This is a genomic window from Amycolatopsis sp. NPDC043885 (assembly GCF_056435685.1).
In genome coordinates this window covers 44,165-61,883 of the sequence record NZ_JBWKEA010000014.1, presented here as the reverse complement: position 1 = coordinate 61,883, position 17,719 = coordinate 44,165, and the positions used below count along the sequence as shown (strand labels likewise).

Sequence of the window (17,719 nt, the reverse complement as noted above, 5' to 3'; positions counted from 1 at the left end):
GGTGACCGCTGAGCGCAGCCGGATGTGATTTTGTCGACTCATCGCCATCCGCGGCCCGTCAACTGCGTCTTTTGACGCGAGGCATGGCAGAGTGGTTACGTGAATGCTGTGTTGCTGGTCGTCTGGTACGTGCTGTTCGCTTTCTGGCTCCTGCTGACGGCACGGATCGTCGTCGAGCTCGTGCGTGCTTTCGCTCGCGAGTGGCGTCCTGCCGGAGGGGTTGCGGTAACGCTCGAGACCATCTACACAGTGACCGACCCACCGGTTCGTCTGTTCAGACGAATCATCCCGACCGTACGAATCGGCGGCGTCGGACTGGACTTATCGATTATGGTGCTGCTGTTGGTTGTGTTCTTCGCGATGCAGCTGGCAACGCCAGGGTGATTTTCGGGGAAGCCCCGGTGGACCTGCAGGCCATGGAGTGCGTGAGGTGATCTGATGTCGTTGACCCCCGCTGACGTGCATAACGTCGCGTTCAGCAAGCCGCCCATTGGCAAAAGGGGCTACAACGAGGACGAGGTGGACGCGTTCCTCGACCTGGTGGAGACCGAGCTTGCCCGGTTGATCGAGGACAACAACGAGCTGCGGCAGCAGGTCGAACAGCTCGACAACGAGCTCGAGACCACCCGTGGTGAGCTCGAGAACGCCAAGGCCGGCGCCGTCGGCCCGCCGCCGCAGGTACGCGACGAGCCGTCGCGCCGCCTGGCGCCGGTGCCGCCGCAGTCGGCGATGGAGCAGACCCAGGCCCACTCGATGGTGCCGGACAACGGGGAGCCCAACGTCCAGGCCGCTAAGGTGCTCGGGCTGGCGCAGGAAATGGCCGACCGGCTCACCGCCGAGGCCAAGACCGAGTCGGACGGCATGCTCGCCGAAGCCCGGACCAAGTCCGAGCAGCTGTTGTCGGACGCGCGGTCCAAGTCGGACTCGATGGTGAACGAGGCGCGCACGCGCGCCGAGACGATGCTGAACGACGCGCGAACCCGTGCCGAGACCTTGGAGCGCCAGGCGCGCGACAAGGCGACGACCATGGAGCGCGAGGCTCAGCGCAAGTACACCGAGACCATGAACAACATGAACGCGGAGAAGGGCTCGCTGGGCAAGAAGATCGAGGAGCTGCGCACGATCGAGCGGGAGTACCGCACGAGGCTGCGCGGGTTCCTCGAGTCCCAGCTGCGTGAGCTCGACGACCGTGGTTCGGCCGCTCCCGCGTCGGCGTCTTCGTCGACCTCGGGGCAGTCCTCGTCCTCCGGTAGCGGACAGGGTTACTCGTTCGGCCCGCGGGCCGAAGCGGGCTGATCCGGTTCCACCCGGTTTGTTTCTACACAGTGGAACGGCCTCGGCACTCTCCGGAGGGTCGGGGCCGTTTCGCTTGGCCCTCGTGTTGTAATTCACCGTGCTCTACATCGTCCTGGTACTGGTACTGGCGGCTCTGGGGCTGCTCGTCGCGGCGCTCATCACCGCGAACTCCCTGTGGGCTTGGATCTCCATCGGCGTCTCCGTCGTCGCGGGGTTGCTGCTCCTCTTCGACCTGCTGCGCCGCCGGAAGAAGCGCGCTCCCGCGGAAGAAGAGGCGGATGATTCGGCCGAAGACGCTTCCGACGACGAGTCCGCCGAGGGTGAGGAAAAGAAACCCGAGGACGTCGAGCAGACCGTCTTGATGCCCGCCGCCGGTGAACTGGGCGACGCGGAAGACACCCCGGAGCCTCAGCGTGGGGGCGACCCCGGCGAGGAGAAGAGCGACCCCGCGGATGTGGCGGTCGTCTCCGAACTCGAGATCGAGGTCGTCGTCGTCGACGAGTACCCGCGCTATCACGTGACATCGTGCGAGTGGCTCGAAACCCGGGACACGATCCCGCTCGGCATCGGCGAGGCGCGGCAGCTCGGCTTCACGCCGTGCGCGCTGTGCACGCCCGACGCCGAGATCGCCGGACAACACCGCGAGAAGGCCTAGAGTTTCTGGGCCGCTTCGCCGACAGCCACGACGTCGGCGGCGATCGTGTCGAGCACCAGGCGCAGCTCCTCGTCCGCGTCGTGTGGCGCGGGGATCTCCGCCGCCTCCTCGGTCCCGAGCGTGCGCGCCGCCTCGGCGACGGCGTCCGCCGCTCCGGCCGAACCAGGCCGCAGCAAGAGCGACGACGCCGTGACGGACAGACCTCGCAAGGCTTCGGCCGCGTTCTCCAGCGCGTCCCGCTGGCCGGGCGCGGGTTCCTTGGTACCCGGCTCCGCGGCGAGCAGGCCGTGGTGCGCGACCGCGGCGGTACGGAACTCGCGGCCGAGCGTCCGCGGGTCGACGTCCTCGCCGCGTAGTTTCCGCGCCACCGAACCGAGCAGTGCGCGGGTGGCGCCGACGGCGCTTTCGAACCGTTCCGCAGGGCCGGGTTTCGGCACGCCGGGGATCGCGGCGAAACCGAACAGCAGGGCGATGGCGCCGGCGAGGACCATCAGGAGCAGGTACTCGACGAGTACGTAGCGCGGGTCGAGATGTCGGGTGGTCGCGTTCATGCCGACCGACATCAGCACCATGCAGCCGTTGAAGATCGACGGACGCGTCCGCATGAACGAGAACCCGCCGAGCAGCGCGACGAGCCCGATCGGAAGCAGAAACCCTTTTGGCAGAAGCCAAAGAACGAGAGTGAGCACGACGGCGCCGCCGAGTGAGCCGCCGATCCGCTGCCAGGCCTTGCTGAGGCTGTCCCGCCATTCCGGTTGCATGATGGCGAAAGTGCCGAGCAGGAACGACACGGTGAGCGGGTCGCCGGGCCGGAAACTCGCGACCACCAGCGCCACCCCGACGCCGAGCCCGCAGCGGAGCGCGTGCCGGAACTGTGCCGACCGCCAGGAAAACGCGCCGCTCAACTCGATCCGGCGCAGTTCCTTGCGGAGTCCTTTCGGCACGTCCACACGCGACTCGTCCCGTTCGGCCGCTGCGGTCCGGATGGATTCGAGAGCCTCCCAGAGCGCGGTGACGAGCCTCGCCGTGGCACCGGGAAGTCCGGTGGGTTCCTTGCGCCGCACCGGTTCGACTTCGTCCGGTGCCGCCGGGCCCCGAACGGCGTCGGCGAGCCTGGCGGCTTCTTCCTTGGCGGCGTCGAGCGTTTGGACGATTTCTTCGCTGTTCAGTCGTCTCCGGCGGATCTCCAGCAACCCGGTGGCCGCGCGATAGCGGAACATGCCGCCGAGGACCTGGCCGGTCCAGCGACGAGGCCGGTCCGCGAGCCAAAGCCTCGCCGCGCGCTCCTGCGTTTCCGACGAGCCCGCCGCGAGCGCGTCGGCCAGCGCCTCACGGGTCGGCTTGGCCGGATCCTTCGCGCCCATCAACGCCCGCAACAGGATCACGACGCCCGCCGCGAGCGTGGGCGCGCCCAGGATCTGCCCCGCCGACGCCGTCCCCGTCAGCTGGAAGCCGTACCCGAACAGTGACGCCATCCCGAGCCCCAGCCCGACCGTGACGAACCGTGCTCCGAGCACGGGCAACAGCCCGGCGACGACCACGATCGCCACCAGCAGCCCGATCGCCGCCCACTGCGACACCTCGCCCAGCAACCGCGGCACCCCGACCGCGAGGATCAGCGCGGGCGCGAACCACGCCAGCAACCGCAGATCTGCCCAAAGCGGCCCGCCCACCGCCGCCAGGAGACAGAAGAGCGCGGTGAGGGCCGCCAGGACGGCCGCGTTGCCCAGTCCCAGGGCGAACCCGAGCCCGCTGACACCGCCGAGGACCACCAGCAGGACGATGAGGAGTCCGGGCCCTTTCACCGGGCCTCGCAGAACGACATACCCGTCAACCTAGATGCGGTGGCGGGGACGGCAAGTCGGGCCTTCTGCGGGACTGCTCGGTGGTTGCAGTGGCGCGCCTTGATCAAGGTCCGAGAGCGGATGACCGTGCGTTGATGAAGGAATCGGGACACTCAACGTCCCGATTCCTTCATCAACGGCGCCTGTATAACGACCTGCACGCCCGCGCGCCAAGGGATCCGGACAGGATTTCTTCGTGCCGGAGGACGGTCACCTGCTCGATGAGCTGCTGCGGAGGCCGAATCCGTCGTCGTCCTGGTAAGTGCCGATCCCCATCGCGCCGCCGTCGGCCGGCCAAGCTTGAAGCCAGTACAGCTGGAGGCAAGGAATGTCGGGGTCGGCGAACTGCGGGCTGGTTCCCGCCACGTCCTCCCGCAGAGCCATTTCCACGCCGACCCAGGCCTCGATGTGTTCACCGGTCAACGCCGTTGAACTCCCCGACTGCCGGGTCAACCACTCGGCTCGCCCCATGTCCGCAGTATGGCGCTGAGGCGGAGCAGGAGTACGTCGAGATCGAGAACGGGCGCTTCGCGATCCGGGCCCCGGACAACCCGCTTGCCCCCGCGCGCTACCCTTGAATCAACTGGCACCGATCCGGCCATCACCGGGGAGCCTCCGGAAGAACAGGGCCCGTGTCCTCAACAGACGAGCCCTCAGTAGAACCGGACGGGTACGGCCCGTCACAGCCGTCGAATGAGCGGCCCAGCCGGAACACCACCGGCCGGGCAAGCGGGGTGGTACCGCGGAACGCGCCGGAAACGGCCGTCTCGTCCCCGTGTGGGCGCGAGCCCGTACGAGAGAGACGAACCGCGAGGAGCACCGAAGATGTATCCCAAGGCACAGATGGACGGCGAGACCGGCGTCCCGTCCCAGCCTTCGTTCCCCGAGTCGGAAAAGCGCGTCCTCGCGTACTGGGAAGCCGATCGGACCTTCCAGGCTTCGATCGACGCCCGCGACCCCGGCGTCAACGGTTCGAACGAGTACGTCTTCTACGACGGCCCGCCGTTCGCCAACGGTCTCCCGCACTACGGTCACCTGCTCACCGGGTACGTGAAGGACCTGGTTCCCCGTTACCAGACCATGAAGGGCAAGCGCGTCGAGCGCCGCTTCGGCTGGGACACCCACGGCCTGCCCGCCGAACTCGAGGCCATGCGCCAGCTCGGGATCACCGAGAAGTCCGAGATCGACGCGATGGGTATCGACGTCTTCAACGAGGCGTGCCGCGAGTCCGTGCTGCGCTACACCGGCGAATGGCAGGACTACGTCACCCGCCAGGCCCGCTGGGTCGACTTCGGCAACGACTACAAGACGCTCGACCTGTCCTACATGGAGTCGGTCATCTGGGCGTTCAAGCAGCTGTGGGACAAGGGCCTGGTCTACGAGGGCTACCGCGTCCTGCCCTACTGCTGGCGCGACGAGACCCCGCTGTCCAACCACGAGCTCCGCATGGACGACGACGTCTACGCCAGCCGCCAGGACCCGGCCGTCACGGTCGGTTTCCGCTTGGAGGGCAATGACAACGAGCTCGACGGCACCTACCTCCTGATCTGGACCACGACCCCGTGGACGCTGCCGTCCAACCTCGCGACCGCGGTGCACCCGGACGTGCGGTACGTCGTGGTGGAAAGCGACGGCAAGCGGTTCCTGCTCGCCGAAGCGCGCGTCGCCTCGTACGCCCGCGAACTCGGTGAAGAGCCGACCGTCGTCGGGCACTACACCGGCACCGAACTGCTCGGAACCCGTTACGCCCCACCGTTCCCGTACTTCACCGGACACGAGAACGCGCACCGCGTGCTGTCCGCGGACTACGTCACCACCGAGGACGGCACCGGTGTCGTCCACATCGCGCCCGCCTATGGTGAAGAGGACAAGGTCGTCACCGACGCGGCCGGCATCGTGCCGGTCACCCCGGTGGACGCGCAGGGCAAGTTCGACGCGACCGTCTCGGACTACGCGGGCCAGCAGGTGTTCGACGCCAACCCGAACATCATCAAGGATCTCAAGAACGGCACCGGTTCCGCCGGCCGTCAGGGCGCGGTCCTGCTGCGCCACGAGACCTACGAGCACCCGTACCCGCACTGCTGGCGCTGCCGCAATCCGCTGATCTACCGCGCCGTCTCGTCGTGGTTCGTCGCGGTGACCGAGTTCAAGGACCGGATGGTCGAGCTGAACCAGCAGATCACCTGGTACCCGGAGAACGTCAAGGACGGCCAGTTCGGCAAGTGGCTGGAGAACGCCCGCGACTGGTCGGTCTCCCGCAACCGGTACTTCGGCACGCCGATCCCGGTGTGGCAGTCGGACGACCCGGCGTACCCGCGCACGGACGTTTACGGCTCGCTCGACGAGATCGAGCGCGACTTCGGCGTGCGGCTGGAGAACCTGCACCGGCCGTTCATCGACGAGCTGACCCGGCCCAACCCGGACGACCCGACCGGGAAGTCCACCATGCGCCGGATCGAGGACGTGCTGGACGTCTGGTTCGATTCGGGTTCGATGCCCTACGCGCAGGTGCACTACCCGTTCGAGAACACCGAGTGGTTCGAGCACCACTACCCGGGTGACTTCATCGTCGAGTACATCGGCCAGACCCGCGGCTGGTTCTACGTCCTGCACGTGCTGGCGACCGCGTTGTTCGACCGGCCGGCGTTCCGCACCTGCATCTCGCACGGGATCGTGCTCGGCTCGGACGGCCAGAAGATGTCCAAGTCGCTGCGCAACTACCCGGACGTCAACGAGGTCTTCGACCGCGACGGTTCCGACGCGATGCGCTGGTACCTGATGGCGAGCTCGATCCTGCGCGGCGGGAACCTGGTCGTCACCGACAAGGGCATCCGCGACGCCGTCCGCCAGGCCGTGCTGCCGCTGTGGAACTCGTACTACTTCCTCGCGCTCTACGCGAACGCCGAGGGTGTGGAAGGCCAGTGGCGCACGGATTCGAAGCACATCCTCGACCGGTACGTGCTGGCGAAGACGCACGAGCTGGTGACCGATGTCGAGCACGCGCTCGACACCTACGACGTCGCCGGTGCCTGCTCGACCGTTCGTGACTTCCTCGAGGTGCTGACGAACTGGTACGTGCGCCGGTCGCGCGACCGGTTCTGGGCGGGCGAGCAGGACGCGATCGACACCCTGCACACCGTGCTGGAGGTGACGTCGCGGGTGGTGGCACCGCTGCTGCCGCTGACCACCGAGGTCGTCTGGCGCGGGCTGACCGGCGGCCGTTCGGTGCACCTGACCGACTGGCCGAACGCGCTCGACCTGCCCGCCGACGCGGCGCTGGTGACGGCGATGGACCGGGTGCGCCAGGTGGCGTCTTCGGCGCTCTCGCTGCGGAAGTCGAACAAGCTGCGGGTGCGGCTGCCGCTGGCCAAGCTGGTCGTCGCCGCGCACGAGGCCGACTCGCTGCGCGACTTCACCGACATCCTGCGCGACGAGGTCAACGTCAAGTCCGTCGAGCTGACCACGGATGTCGCCGCGCACGGCGGTTTCGAGGTCGCGGTGAACGCCCGCGCCGCCGGGCCGCGGCTGGGCAAGGACGTCCAGACGGTGATCAAGGCCGTCAAGGCCGGTGAGTGGACGACCTCGGAGAGCGGCGCCGTCGTGGCCGCCGGGATCGAGCTCGTCGAAGGCGAGTACGACCGGCGTCTGGTCGCCAAGGGCGGCGGCGCGGCCGCGGAACTGCCCGGCGGCGCCGGACTGGTGCTGCTCGACACCGAGGTGACCGACGAACTGGCGGCCGAAGGCCTCGCCCGTGACCTGGTCCGGGTCGTGCAGCAGGCCCGCCGTGACGCCGGGCTCGACGTCGCCGACCGGATCGCGCTGACGGTCGACGCGCCGGAAGAGGTGGTCACGGCCGCGAAGACGCACGAGGAGTTCATCGCTTCGGAGACGTTGGCGACTTCGGTCGCCTACGGCGATGTCGCCGACGGCTCGGCCGGGACGGTCGGGGAGGGCACCAAGGTGACCGTGGCGGTCGCCAAGGCCTGACCTCGCGCGAGCGCTATGAAAGGTCCTTTCCTTGCAAATTTTGCAAGGAAAGGACCTTTCATAGCATTCCGGGGCGGGTCCCGATCACCGGGATCACGAAAAGGATTCGGTATAGCCGCTTTCCCGCCGGAAGCGCGCCTTGCGCGGGGGAAATCGGCAGGCTGGCGCCCGGGGGCGCGCGAGGGGCGCGCCGTATGGGGGAGAGCGAATCCATGAGTCCTGCCCGGAAAAGAGGGATCCTGATCGGCGCCGCGCTGGCGGTCGTCGCCATCGTGGTGGCCGCGGTGGTGCTGCTGGTCAAGGAGGACCGGGCGCCTGCGGCCGCCGTCGGCCCGGGGGAGTCCACCGCGAACGCGCAGGACAGCCCCGCGCAGGTCGCCGGCCGGTTTCTGCGGCTGTTCGACATGGGTGACCTGACCACCGCCCCGGTCGACGATCCGGCGGAGGCCACGACCGCGTGGGCGGGGACGCGCAACACGCTCAACGGGGCGTCCGTCAAGACGTCTCTCGGCGAGGTCCCGACGACGCCGGGTGACGCGCCCTCGACGTCGGCCACCTTCCACGCCGCGTGGACGTTCGCCGGCGGCAGCGTCTGGAAATACGAAGGCAAGCTGGACCTGGTGCGCAACGCCGGGAAATGGGTCGTCCGCTGGGCGATGTCGGTGATCCACCCGAAGCTCGAAGCCGGGCAGCGGCTCGCCGTCGCCCCGGTTTCGGCCCAACCGGTCGTGGCCGACCGCGACGGCAAGGCCCTCGTCGGCGGCGACGCGGCGGGCGTCGCGCCGATCCTGCAGGGGGCCTTGGCCAAGGTCGCCTCCGAGCAGAACGGCGGCAGCGGAACCCCGGCCACCGTCACCGTGTCGCGCGTCGACGCCTCCGGGAAGCCGGTCGAAACGCTCTTCGGGCAGACCGCTGAGACCGGCAAACCGTTGACCTCGACCTTGAGCGTGGCTTCTCAGGCAGCCGCCCAGAAAGCCGTCGACGGCTTCGGAGGGCCGGCGATCATCGTCGCGATGAAGACTTCGGGCGAACTCCTGGCGGTCGCGCAGAACGGCGCGGCCGGGAACCGGCCGGATGCGCTCAACGGCCTGTACTCGCCGGGTTCGGCTTTCAAGATCGCCACGGCGACCGCGGCGTTGCAGCAGGGCGGGGTCACCGCCGACTCCCCGTTGGCCTGCCCGGGCAGTGAGCAGATCGGGACCCGCACGCTCAAGAACGACAACGGGTTCGACCTGGGGACCGTCCCGCTGAAGACGGCGTTCGCCGCGTCGTGCAACACGACCTTCGGGCGGCTCGCCAAGCAGCTGCCCGCGGACGGACTCGCGAGGGCCGCAAGCCAGTTCGGCCTCAACGCCGACTTCGAGATCCCGGGCCTCGCGACGGAGACCGGGAAGGTGGAGCCGTCCGGCAGCGGTGACGAGCAGGTCGAAGCCGGGATCGGGCAGGGCAGGGTCCAGGTCAGCCCGCTGGGTGCGGCGCTCATGGCCGCGACGGTCGCCACGGGGAAGCCGGTGGTCCCGAAGCTGTGGCAGGGGCTGGAGACCAAGGTCAACGCCGGGTACCAGGCCCCGCCGGCCGGAGTGCTGAACCAGGTCCGCGCGATGATGCGCGAGGTCTGCACGACAGGGACCGCGAAGGCGCTGAAAGGCAGCGGGGCGGTCTTCGGCAAGACGGGGACGGCGCAGTTCGGGTCGGGCGCGGACGCCAACGGCTGGTTCGTCGGCTATCGCGGGGACGTCGCTTTCGCCGTCATGCTCGAAGGTTCCAACGACTCCAAACCCGCGGTGCAGCTGGCGGCGAAGTTCCTGGCAGGCTGACGCTTCGGCGGTCGCCGAACCGTGGGTCTTCTACGGTGGACGCATGGAGACGATCGCCCTGGCCGAGGTCGCGGCCGTGCTCGCCGATCCGAGCCGCGCGTCGATGTGCCTCGCGCTGCTCGACGGGCGTGCCTGGACGGTGACCGAGCTGGCAGGCGCGGCCGAGGTGGCCGCGTCGACTGCGAGCGAGCACGTGACGAAGCTGACCGAGGCAGGCTTCGTCGTGCGGGTCAAGCAGGGGAGGCACAGTTACGTCCGGATAGCCGACCCCCGGGTGGCGGAACTGATCGAGCATCTGGCGCAGCACGCCGAGCATCGGCCGGTGAAGGGGCTGCGGTCGTCCGTGCGGGTGAAGCGGCTCGGGTTCGCCAGGACCTGCTACGACCACCTCGCCGGGACGGTCGGCGTCGCGCTGCGGGACGGGATGCTCGCCACTGGGCTGATCGACGACGCCGGCGGCCTGACGCTGACCGATCGCGGCCGCGAGGTGCTCGGCGCACTCGGGGTGGAGATCGACGGCGGCCGCCGCCCGATGCTGCGTGACTGTCTGGATTGGACGGTCCGGCGTGATCATTTGGCGGGCCGGGCCCCCGCGGCGTTACTGTCTCACGGAGTGAGCGCCGGCTGGTTGTCCCGTGAGGGCAACCGCGCGGTGAAAGTCCTGCCCGCGGCGGAAGAACCGTTCGCGGAACTCGGCGTCGACCTGGTGGCCCTGCGCAGTCCGTAATGGACAGTCTGTAACACAGGCTGTCCGGACGGTTTTCGGCCGGTACACGGACGAGTGACGAGCACCGCCTCACTATTCTGGAGCCCTCACGGCGACCGGAACGGGAGGCGACATGGAGCAACTCCCGCTCATTCTCGGCACCGGCGGGGCCGTGCTGCTCGTCGCCGTGATCGCCGTCCGGGTGTCGATCCGGGTCGGCCTTCCTTCGCTGCTGTTGTACCTGGGCATGGGGGTCCTGCTCGGCGAAGCCGGGTTCGGCATCCAGTACGACAACCCCGAGCTGACCCAGTCGCTCGGCCTCGCCGCGCTGGTGATGATCCTGTCCGAAGGTGGCCTCACCACCCGGTGGTCGGCCGTGAAACCCTCGCTGGGCATCGGAATCGCACTGTCCACAGTGGCCGTGGTGGTGAGCATCGCGGTCACCGGCGCCGCCCTGCACTGGTTACTGGGCCTGGACTGGCGGATGGCGTTGCTGTGGGGCGCGGTACTGGCCTCGACCGACGCCGCCGCGGTCTTCTCGGTGCTGAGATCCGCGGGGATCGGCAAGCGGCTCGTCGGCGCGCTGGAGATCGAGTCGGGGATCAACGACGCCCCGGCCTACATCGCCGTCGTCGTCCTCGCCGAGGGGACGACCATCGACTGGTCGCTGCCGCTGCTGGTGGTCTACGAACTCGCCGCCGGGCTGGTGATCGGCCTGGCCTTCGGCTGGGGCGGGGTGTTCGCGCTGCGCCGGGCGGCGCTTCCCGCCACCGGTCTGTACCCGCTGGCCACGGTCGCGGTGTGCGTCGTGGCGTACTCGAGCGGGCAGCTCGCCCACGCGTCGGGCCTGCTCGCCACCTACGTGGCGGCCCTGGTGCTGGGGAACTCGAAGCTGCCGCACCGGTCGGACACGCTGTCCTTCGCCGAAGGGCTCGGCTGGCTCGCGCAGATCGGCCTGTTCGTGCTGCTCGGCCTGTTCGCCTCGCCGAGCAGGATCTTCGAAAGCCTGGTCCAGGGCCTGGTCGCGGGTGCGGTCGTGCTGCTGCTCGCCCGCCCGCTGTCGGTGCTGCTGTCGGCGCTGCCGTTCAAGATCCCCTGGCGAGAACAGGTGTTCCTGTCCTGGGCCGGGCTGCGCGGTGCGGTCCCGATCGTGCTCGCGCTGATCCCGCTGTCGTCCGGGGTGCCGGGCGCGCAGCAGCTGGTCGACGCGGTGTTCGTGCTGGTCATCGTGCTGACACTGCTCCAAGGGGCGACGCTGACCCCGCTCGCGAGAATCCTCGGGCTGGCCCAGCACGCCGAGGCGCACGAGATCGACGTCGACTCCGCGCCGCTCGACGAGATGGGCGCGGAACTCCTGCAGGTCCGGATCCACGCGGGATCGAAGATGCACGGCGTGTACCTGGCCGAACTGCGGCTGCCGGTGGGGGCGACGATCAGCCTCCTCGTCCGAGACGGCTCCGGCTTCACGCCGAACAAGAACACCAGGCTCCAGGAACGCGACCAGTTACTCGTCGTGACGACCGCCGAAGCCCGTGACGCGGCCGAACGACGCCTGCGGGCCGTCGACCGCGCAGGCCGCCTCGCCAGGTGGAAGGGCGAATCCGGCCAGTAGGTCACGAACCGGCACCAGCTGTTCGTCGGTTGATCTCAGAAAATTCTTCCCTTTCGTACTCCCTTTGAATTACTTTCCCCGCAACTGACTCCATCGAATGGGTGAGTGTCACGGGGTAAGGAGTACGTAAGGTGACGAAACTTCCTGTGCGGTTCGCCGGTCTGGGGGCCGCTGTGGCGCTCGTCGGAGTGGTTCTCGCCGCCCCGACTGCGACGGCGGCCGGGGCCTTTCCCGCGTTCGGGCTCCCCTTCGACACGGGCCAGTCGGTCTACTCGGCGGGGATCCACTCGGACAACGGGACGTCCGGAGTGAAGAACGCCATCGACTTCAGCCCCGGGGACAAGACCGTTCGCGCCCCGCTGGCGGGCACGGTCCGGATCCAGCACTGCTCCGGTGGCGACTGGGTGACCGTCGACCACGACGGCGGCTGGCGGACCGGGTACTACCACCTGGAGAACATCGCGGTCACCGACGGCCAGAAGGTCGCCCCCGGCGACGCGCTCGGCCGGACCGGTAACGCGCTGCCCTGTGGTGGCAGCAGCACCGGCGCCCATGTGCACTTCACCCTGTGGACCCTGCCCACGGCGGCCGTGCAGGGCGGCGACTCGCGCGACTTCGGGGTCGGCGCGGGCAACTGGAACGGCCTGTCCTACGACGAGGTCTCGACCAAGGTCGCCGAGGCCTACGGCGAAGCCGTCGACGGCAAGACCTTCGGCGGCTGGCGGTTCACCGCGGGCACCGATCAGTACTCCGGCACAGCGACTGAGGTCTCCTCCCGCGCGACCGTCCCGCTGCCCGGCCGATTCCGGGTCTGACCGGCCGTTGCCCGGCGCGGCGCGGCGCCGGGCAGCGGTTCTTCCCGCTTGCGGAGCACGTGAGCGGCGTCTCAAGATGCGGACGAGGGCTGGCTCGATCGCCCGCTCATCCGCTAACTTCGTTCCTAGGTCACGAGTGTCAGCGTCAAGCCCCGGCTAGCTGACCGGCAACCCTCCTACCGCGGTGGGGTGCCCCGGGTGAGGACCTGGCTCGTCGCGTGGTGCGACGGGCAAGCGCGGGATCCTCGTCGGGTCCCCTGACCCGGAGGATGACGATGACTCTCGCACTCGAACGCACCAGCGCTCCCGCTGAAGTTGCTGAAACCGTTGCCACGCACCAAATCCCGACGGTCGCGTGCGCCGATCTGCGGGTCCCGCTGGTCACCGGCGGCGACATCGGCTACGCCAACCTCGATCACGCGGCGAGCGCCCCCTGCCTGGACAAGGTGCGTGCCGCGGTCGACGAATTCCTGCCCTGGTACGCCAGCGTGCACCGCGGCGCCGGGTTCGCCTCGCAGGTCTCGACCAAGCTTTACGAGCGCACGCGCGGAATCCTGCGCGGCTTCGTCGACGCGCGGTCGACCGACACCGTCGTGTTCACCCGCAACACCACCGATTCCTTCAACCTTCTCGCGCGCAGCCTGCCGAAGCACACGTCGGTCGTCGTGTTCGACACCGAGCACCACGCCGCGCTGCTGCCGTGGAAGGGACCGAACGTCCGCCGGATCGAAACCCCTCGGACCCGCCTCGCCGCGGTGTCCGCCGTGGACGAAGCGCTCGCGGACTGCCCGCAGGGCCCGCGCCTGGTGGTGCTCACCGGAGCGTCCAACGTGACCGGGGAACTATTGCCGGTCAAGGAGATCGCGGCCGTCGCGCGACGGCACGGCGCCCGGATCGCGCTCGACGCGGCGCAGCTCGCGCCGCACCGCAAGATCTCGATCCGCGATCTCGACGTCGACTACGTCGCGCTGTCGGGGCACAAGCTGTACGCGCCTTTCGGTGCCGGCGCGCTGATCGGCCGCGCCGACTGGCTGCGAGCGGCTCAGCCGTACCTCGCCGGTGGCGGCGCGACGAAGCTCGTCACCCGTGACTCCGAAAACCTCGGCGTGGTCTGGAATTCCGGCGCCGAGCGGCACGAAGCCGGTTCGCCCAACACCGTCGGCGTCTACGCGCTCGGTGTCGCCTGCGAGACCCTGGCCGCGAACTGGGGCGGGATCGTCGCCCACGAGGAGGAGCTGCTGGCGCGGCTGCGTCGCGGCCTCGCCGCCATCCCCGGTTTCGCCGAACTGCGGCTGTTCGACGCGCCGGTCGACCGGGTCGGCACGCTCAGCTTCGTCGTCGACGGCTTCGACCCGGGCTGGCTCGCCGCGGTGCTGTCCGCGGAGTACGGCATCGGTGTGCGGGACGGCGCGTTCTGCGCGCACGTGGCGACGAAGCGGCTGATCGCCGTGGCCGGTGCGACGGGGCAGCAGGCCGTGCGGGTCAGCCTCGGCCTCGGCAGCACCACCGAGCACGTGGACCGGATCGTCCTGGCGCTGCGCCAGATCGTCGCCCGCGGCGCGCGCTGGCAGTACGAGAAGCCGGAGGGCCGCTGGGTGCCGGAGAACGATCCGCGCGAACTTCCCCCGTTCTGCGCCTGACCCACTATCCTCTCCCCGCATGGGGAACGAGCGACCGCGTTACTGGTTTCCGCTGGCGTTGCTGGGTTTCGCTCAGCTGATCGTGGTGGCCTTCGGCGGGATGTGGTCCGGGGGCTGGTTCGCCTACGCGCCCGCCGGTGAGCAGCAGTTCCTGACCCAGAATCTGTATGGGGTCGGTGATGGTGGGGTTTTCGGATCCTTGCGCGGGGTCGAGATGAGCCGCGAGACCGCCGCCGCGCTGGACACGTCGTTCGACATCGCCGGCCGGAACGACGACTGGCTGTTCGCCGTTCTCGCGGTCTACCTCGGCACGGTGCTGTTCTACGCCATCCGGACAAAGACCATGCGCTGGTGGAAGGTCGCCGCGATCGCGCTCGGCGGACTGGTCGCCATCGTGCTGGCGGATCTGGTCGGCTACTGGGAATTCGATCTCGACGGTGACACCCGGAGCGCGATCCTGCTGACGCTGGGCCTCGTCGGGCTCGCCTGGCTGGAGCGCAGCGTGCTGGTACTGGTCGTGGCCGCGGCGTTCGTGCTCTGCGCGGTCGTGCTCGCGCAGGGACAGCTCGCGCTGGTGCTTTCGTCGCTGGTCGTGCTCGCCGGGGCGTTCGCGGCCCTGCTGAGCAGGCCGAAGACGGCCGCCGAGGAGTCCTGAACACGCTCAGTGGACAATGGGGCTGTGAGTACTGAGCCCGAAACGGCGCCACCGTCGCCACCGCTGCCCAAGAAGCGCGTCGCCGTGGTGTTCGCCGTCGCCGCGGTGCTGTGGGGGATCGACCTCCTCACCAAGCAGATCGCCGTGTCCACGCTGGAGGGCAAGCAGCCGGTCGAGTTCCTCGGCGGGCTCGTGTACTTCCAGCTGGTGCGCAACCCCGGTGCCGCCTTCTCGATGGCGACCGGGCTGACCTGGGTGCTCGCGCTGGTCGCGATCGCCGTCGTGATCGCCATCGTCTGGCTGTCCCGGCGGCTGCGCTCGGTCGGTTGGGCCATCGGCCTCGGCCTGGTGCTGGCGGGCGCGCTCGGCAACCTGACCGACCGGATCTTCCGCGCGCCCGGCCCGCTGCAAGGGCACGTGGTCGACATGATCTCCGCGTTCGCGCCGAACGGGCAGGGCTGGGCGATCTTCAACGTCGCCGACTCGGCGATCTGCGTCGGCGGCGTGCTCATCGTGATCCTTTCCCTGCTGGGAAAGGACTACGATGGAACGTCTACAAAGGACAAAAAGAAGGCGGCGAGCGAATGAGCGCGCGGATGTTGCCCGTTCCCGACGGGCTCGACGGCATGCGCGTCGACGCGGGGCTGGCGAAACTACTGGGACTTTCCCGCACGGTCGTGGCGGAGCTGGCCGAATCCGGTGAGATCCTCCTCGACGGCAGGCCCGCCGGGAAATCGGACCGGCTGACCGCCGGCGGACTGCTCGAAGTGACGCTGCCCGATCCGGCCTCGGCCGTCGAGGTCGTCGCGGAACCCGTCGAAGGCATGAAGATCCTGCACGACGATGACGACATCGCGGTGATCTCAAAGCCGGTCGGTGTCGCCGTGCACCCGAGCCCCGGCTGGGCCGGGCCGACCGTCGTCGGCGGGCTCGCCGCCGCCGGGCTGCGCATCGCGACCTCGGGCGCCGCCGAACGCCAGGGCGTCGTGCACCGGCTGGACGCCGGCACCACCGGCGTCATGGTCGTGGCGAAGAGCGAGCACGCGTACACCGTGCTGAAGCGGGCGTTCAAGGAACGCACCGTCGACAAGGGCTACCACGCCATCGTGCAGGGCCACCCGGACCCGACACGCGGCACCATCGACGCGCCGATCGACCGGCACCCCCGGCACGACTACAAGTTCGCCGTCGTCCAGGGTGGGCGGCCCAGCGTCACGCACTACGAGGTCGTCGAGGCCTTCCGCGCCGCGTCGCTGGCCCAGATCAAACTGGAGACCGGGCGCACGCACCAGATCCGCGTGCACTTCTCGGCGCTCAAGCACCCGTGCGTCGGCGACCTGACCTACGGTGCCGACCCGGTGCTGGCGCGCAAGCTCGGGCTCTCCCGGCAGTGGCTGCACGCGAAGACGCTCGGCTTCGCCCACCCGGCCGACGGGCGCTGGGTCGAGTTCGAGTCGGAGTACCCGGACGACCTGGCCAACGCGCTGCGGATCCTGCAGGACGAGAACTAGGCGCGAGTCTCCTGTCCGTGAAGGCCTCCTTCCCTACCTTGAGAGTAGGCAAGGAGGCCTTCACGGACCACAAGTCACGAAGGCACCGGGAGCCGCCGCGAGCTAGTCCTCGATCGACCAGGTCAGCGTGCGCTCGTCCGGCTCGGGCCGCGGTGACCAGCGCACGGCGACCACGCGCGTCGAGTCCGGCAGCACGTAGACGGTGTGCCCGCCCAGGGTCTCCCCGGGCCGGACGCCGATCTTGTGCGGCGGCCGCGACGTCAGCGAGACCGGCGCCTTCGCGATCGGCTTGCCGTCCGCGGTGAGCAGTTCGAGGTAGTTGTCCGGGAGCGACACGAACGGGATGTTCCCGCGGTTGGTGATCTCGGTGTGCACCACGACCGACCGTTCCCCGGCTTCCAGCGAGTAGCCCGCGGCGCTGAACAGGTAGTCCGCCGGGTCCTGGACCTCGAGCAGCTGGACGGTGAGCTGCTCGCCCTCCAGGCCCTGGGTCTCCATCACGTCACCGGTCCGGCCCTTCTTGCCCTCCGGGGCGGGCTGCGGCATGACCTGCTGTTCGTCGCCGCGTGCCCAGGACGCGGTCTGCGGGACGCCCCAGGTGCTCATCACCGGGTCGGCGGGCGCCATCGGGGGCGGCGCGAACTGCTGCTGCGGCGGGGCGGGCGGTCGCGGAGGCGGCGCCATCGGCTGGCGTACCGGGGCCGAAGGCGGGCCGGGGTAGCGGCCCGACGGCGTGCCGTGCACGTTGTACGCGCCCGACGGCGTCCCCTGGACGTTGTATGGCCCGGAGGGGGTGCCCTGGACGTTGTGCGGTCCCGAATGCCCCGGCGGACGCTGGGGCTGCGGAGGTTGCTGGGGCTGCTGAGCCCAGGAAGGCGGCGCGCTCGCGATGGCGGCCCGTAGCCCGTTCGGGTCGCTCTCCACGCCCACGAGCAGCGGCAACCCGCTGCCGGAGAGGGCGACCAGGCGGTACGCGACCTCGCGCGGGTCCATCCCGACCTTGGCCGCGAGTTCGTGTACGGCCGCCTTGCCCAGGTCCGCGAGGGCGGCGAGCAGGCGGATGTCCACGGGATCGGTCACGGCCACGTCCGGGAACGCTACCGTCTCGCTCCCGGCGCCGCGGGGAGAGGCCGTCCGAGTGCGGCAAAACCCGGCTTCGGTAGTACGCGGTCTCCATTAGG

Annotated in this window: 15 protein-coding genes and 1 riboswitch; of the genes, 12 read left to right on the top strand and 3 right to left on the bottom strand. The window is 69.4% G+C overall.

What is annotated here, in order from left to right:
* The first annotated feature begins 108 nt into the window (after positions 1-108).
* From AC069I_RS31470 to AC069I_RS31460, 3 genes are all read left to right on the top strand, one after another.
* Positions 109-384, top strand: a complete 276-nt coding sequence (locus AC069I_RS31470) for a YggT family protein (protein ID WP_005155180.1) — start codon at positions 109-111, stop codon at positions 382-384.
* Between the two features lie 54 nt (positions 385-438).
* Entirely contained in the window at positions 439-1,296 is an 858-nt protein-coding gene (wag31, locus tag AC069I_RS31465) for a DivIVA-like cell division protein Wag31 (RefSeq protein ID WP_478227161.1), read from the top strand.
* A gap of 97 nt (positions 1,297-1,393) precedes the next feature.
* Positions 1,394-1,951, top strand: a complete 558-nt coding sequence (locus AC069I_RS31460) for a hypothetical protein (protein ID WP_478267055.1) — start codon at positions 1,394-1,396, stop codon at positions 1,949-1,951.
* Here AC069I_RS31460 and AC069I_RS31455 read toward each other — a convergent pair.
* Both AC069I_RS31455 and AC069I_RS31450 read right to left on the bottom strand, forming a co-directional pair.
* The gene (locus tag AC069I_RS31455; protein ID WP_478267054.1) at positions 1,948-3,756 is read right to left on the bottom strand and encodes an FUSC family protein; all 1,809 of its coding nucleotides are present in this window, start codon (positions 3,754-3,756) and stop codon (positions 1,948-1,950) included. The two genes, AC069I_RS31460 and AC069I_RS31455, sit on opposite strands and share 4 nt — an antisense overlap.
* Positions 3,757-4,005: 249 nt before the next feature.
* Positions 4,006-4,218, bottom strand: a complete 213-nt coding sequence (locus AC069I_RS31450) for a hypothetical protein (protein WP_478227158.1) — start codon at positions 4,216-4,218, stop codon at positions 4,006-4,008.
* 402 nt (positions 4,219-4,620) lie between these two features.
* Between AC069I_RS31450 and ileS the strand changes: the two genes are divergently transcribed.
* The 9 genes from ileS (at position 4,621) to AC069I_RS31405 (ending at position 16,538) form a co-directional block, all read left to right on the top strand.
* Positions 4,621-7,782 carry an isoleucine--tRNA ligase gene (ileS, locus tag AC069I_RS31445; RefSeq protein WP_478267053.1) on the top strand — a complete coding sequence of 1,054 codons (3,162 nt, stop codon included), beginning with the start codon at positions 4,621-4,623 and terminating at the stop codon, positions 7,780-7,782.
* Between the two features lie 212 nt (positions 7,783-7,994).
* Entirely contained in the window at positions 7,995-9,599 is a 1,605-nt protein-coding gene (locus AC069I_RS31440; RefSeq protein ID WP_478267052.1) for a penicillin-binding transpeptidase domain-containing protein, read from the top strand.
* A gap of 43 nt (positions 9,600-9,642) precedes the next feature.
* Positions 9,643-10,326, top strand: a complete 684-nt coding sequence (locus tag AC069I_RS31435) for an ArsR/SmtB family transcription factor (RefSeq protein WP_478267051.1) — start codon at positions 9,643-9,645, stop codon at positions 10,324-10,326.
* A gap of 112 nt (positions 10,327-10,438) precedes the next feature.
* Positions 10,439-11,917 carry a potassium/proton antiporter gene (locus tag AC069I_RS31430; RefSeq protein ID WP_478227155.1) on the top strand — a complete coding sequence of 493 codons (1,479 nt, stop codon included), beginning with the start codon at positions 10,439-10,441 and terminating at the stop codon, positions 11,915-11,917.
* Positions 11,918-12,048: 131 nt separating this feature from the next.
* Positions 12,049-12,732 (top strand): M23 family metallopeptidase, encoded by a 684-nt coding sequence (locus AC069I_RS31425; protein WP_478227154.1) that lies wholly within the window; start codon positions 12,049-12,051, stop codon positions 12,730-12,732.
* A gap of 128 nt (positions 12,733-12,860) precedes the next feature.
* A riboswitch (SAM riboswitch) is annotated at positions 12,861-12,975 on the top strand.
* Positions 12,976-13,007: 32 nt separating this feature from the next.
* Positions 13,008-14,372: an aminotransferase class V-fold PLP-dependent enzyme gene (locus AC069I_RS31420; RefSeq protein WP_478227153.1), complete on the top strand. Its 1,365-nt coding sequence runs from the start codon at positions 13,008-13,010 to the stop codon at positions 14,370-14,372.
* A 19-nt stretch (positions 14,373-14,391) separates the two neighbouring features.
* On the top strand, positions 14,392-15,027 hold the full coding sequence (locus AC069I_RS31415) for a hypothetical protein (RefSeq protein ID WP_478227152.1): 636 nt from the start codon (positions 14,392-14,394) through the stop codon (positions 15,025-15,027).
* Between the two features lie 24 nt (positions 15,028-15,051).
* A complete protein-coding gene (lspA, locus tag AC069I_RS31410) occupies positions 15,052-15,615 on the top strand; it encodes a signal peptidase II (protein ID WP_034319164.1) in 564 nt (187 codons plus the stop codon).
* Positions 15,612-16,538 carry an RluA family pseudouridine synthase gene (locus AC069I_RS31405; RefSeq protein ID WP_478267050.1) on the top strand — a complete coding sequence of 309 codons (927 nt, stop codon included), beginning with the start codon at positions 15,612-15,614 and terminating at the stop codon, positions 16,536-16,538. Before lspA ends, AC069I_RS31405 begins: the two co-directional genes overlap by 4 nt.
* Positions 16,539-16,640: 102 nt before the next feature.
* Here AC069I_RS31405 and AC069I_RS31400 read toward each other — a convergent pair whose 3' ends face one another.
* Positions 16,641-17,624 (bottom strand): AsnC family protein, encoded by a 984-nt coding sequence (locus AC069I_RS31400; protein ID WP_478267049.1) that lies wholly within the window; start codon positions 17,622-17,624, stop codon positions 16,641-16,643.
* Positions 17,625-17,719: the final 95 nt, after the last annotated feature.

Excerpts from the sequence above, each read along its gene's own strand:
- AC069I_RS31435 (WP_478267051.1), top strand. The coding sequence starts at position 9,643 with ATGGAGACGATCGCCCTGGCCGAGGTCGCGGCCGTGCTCGCCGATCCG.
- AC069I_RS31430 (WP_478227155.1), top strand. The coding sequence starts at position 10,439 with ATGGAGCAACTCCCGCTCATTCTCGGCACCGGCGGGGCCGTGCTGCTC.
- AC069I_RS31405 (WP_478267050.1), top strand. The coding sequence starts at position 15,612 with ATGAGCGCGCGGATGTTGCCCGTTCCCGACGGGCTCGACGGCATGCGC.
- AC069I_RS31415 (WP_478227152.1), top strand. The coding sequence starts at position 14,392 with ATGGGGAACGAGCGACCGCGTTACTGGTTTCCGCTGGCGTTGCTGGGT.
- AC069I_RS31440 (WP_478267052.1), top strand. The coding sequence starts at position 7,995 with ATGAGTCCTGCCCGGAAAAGAGGGATCCTGATCGGCGCCGCGCTGGCG.
- wag31 (WP_478227161.1), top strand. The coding sequence starts at position 439 with ATGTCGTTGACCCCCGCTGACGTGCATAACGTCGCGTTCAGCAAGCCG.
- AC069I_RS31420 (WP_478227153.1), top strand. The coding sequence starts at position 13,008 with ATGACTCTCGCACTCGAACGCACCAGCGCTCCCGCTGAAGTTGCTGAA.
- ileS (WP_478267053.1), top strand. The coding sequence starts at position 4,621 with ATGTATCCCAAGGCACAGATGGACGGCGAGACCGGCGTCCCGTCCCAG.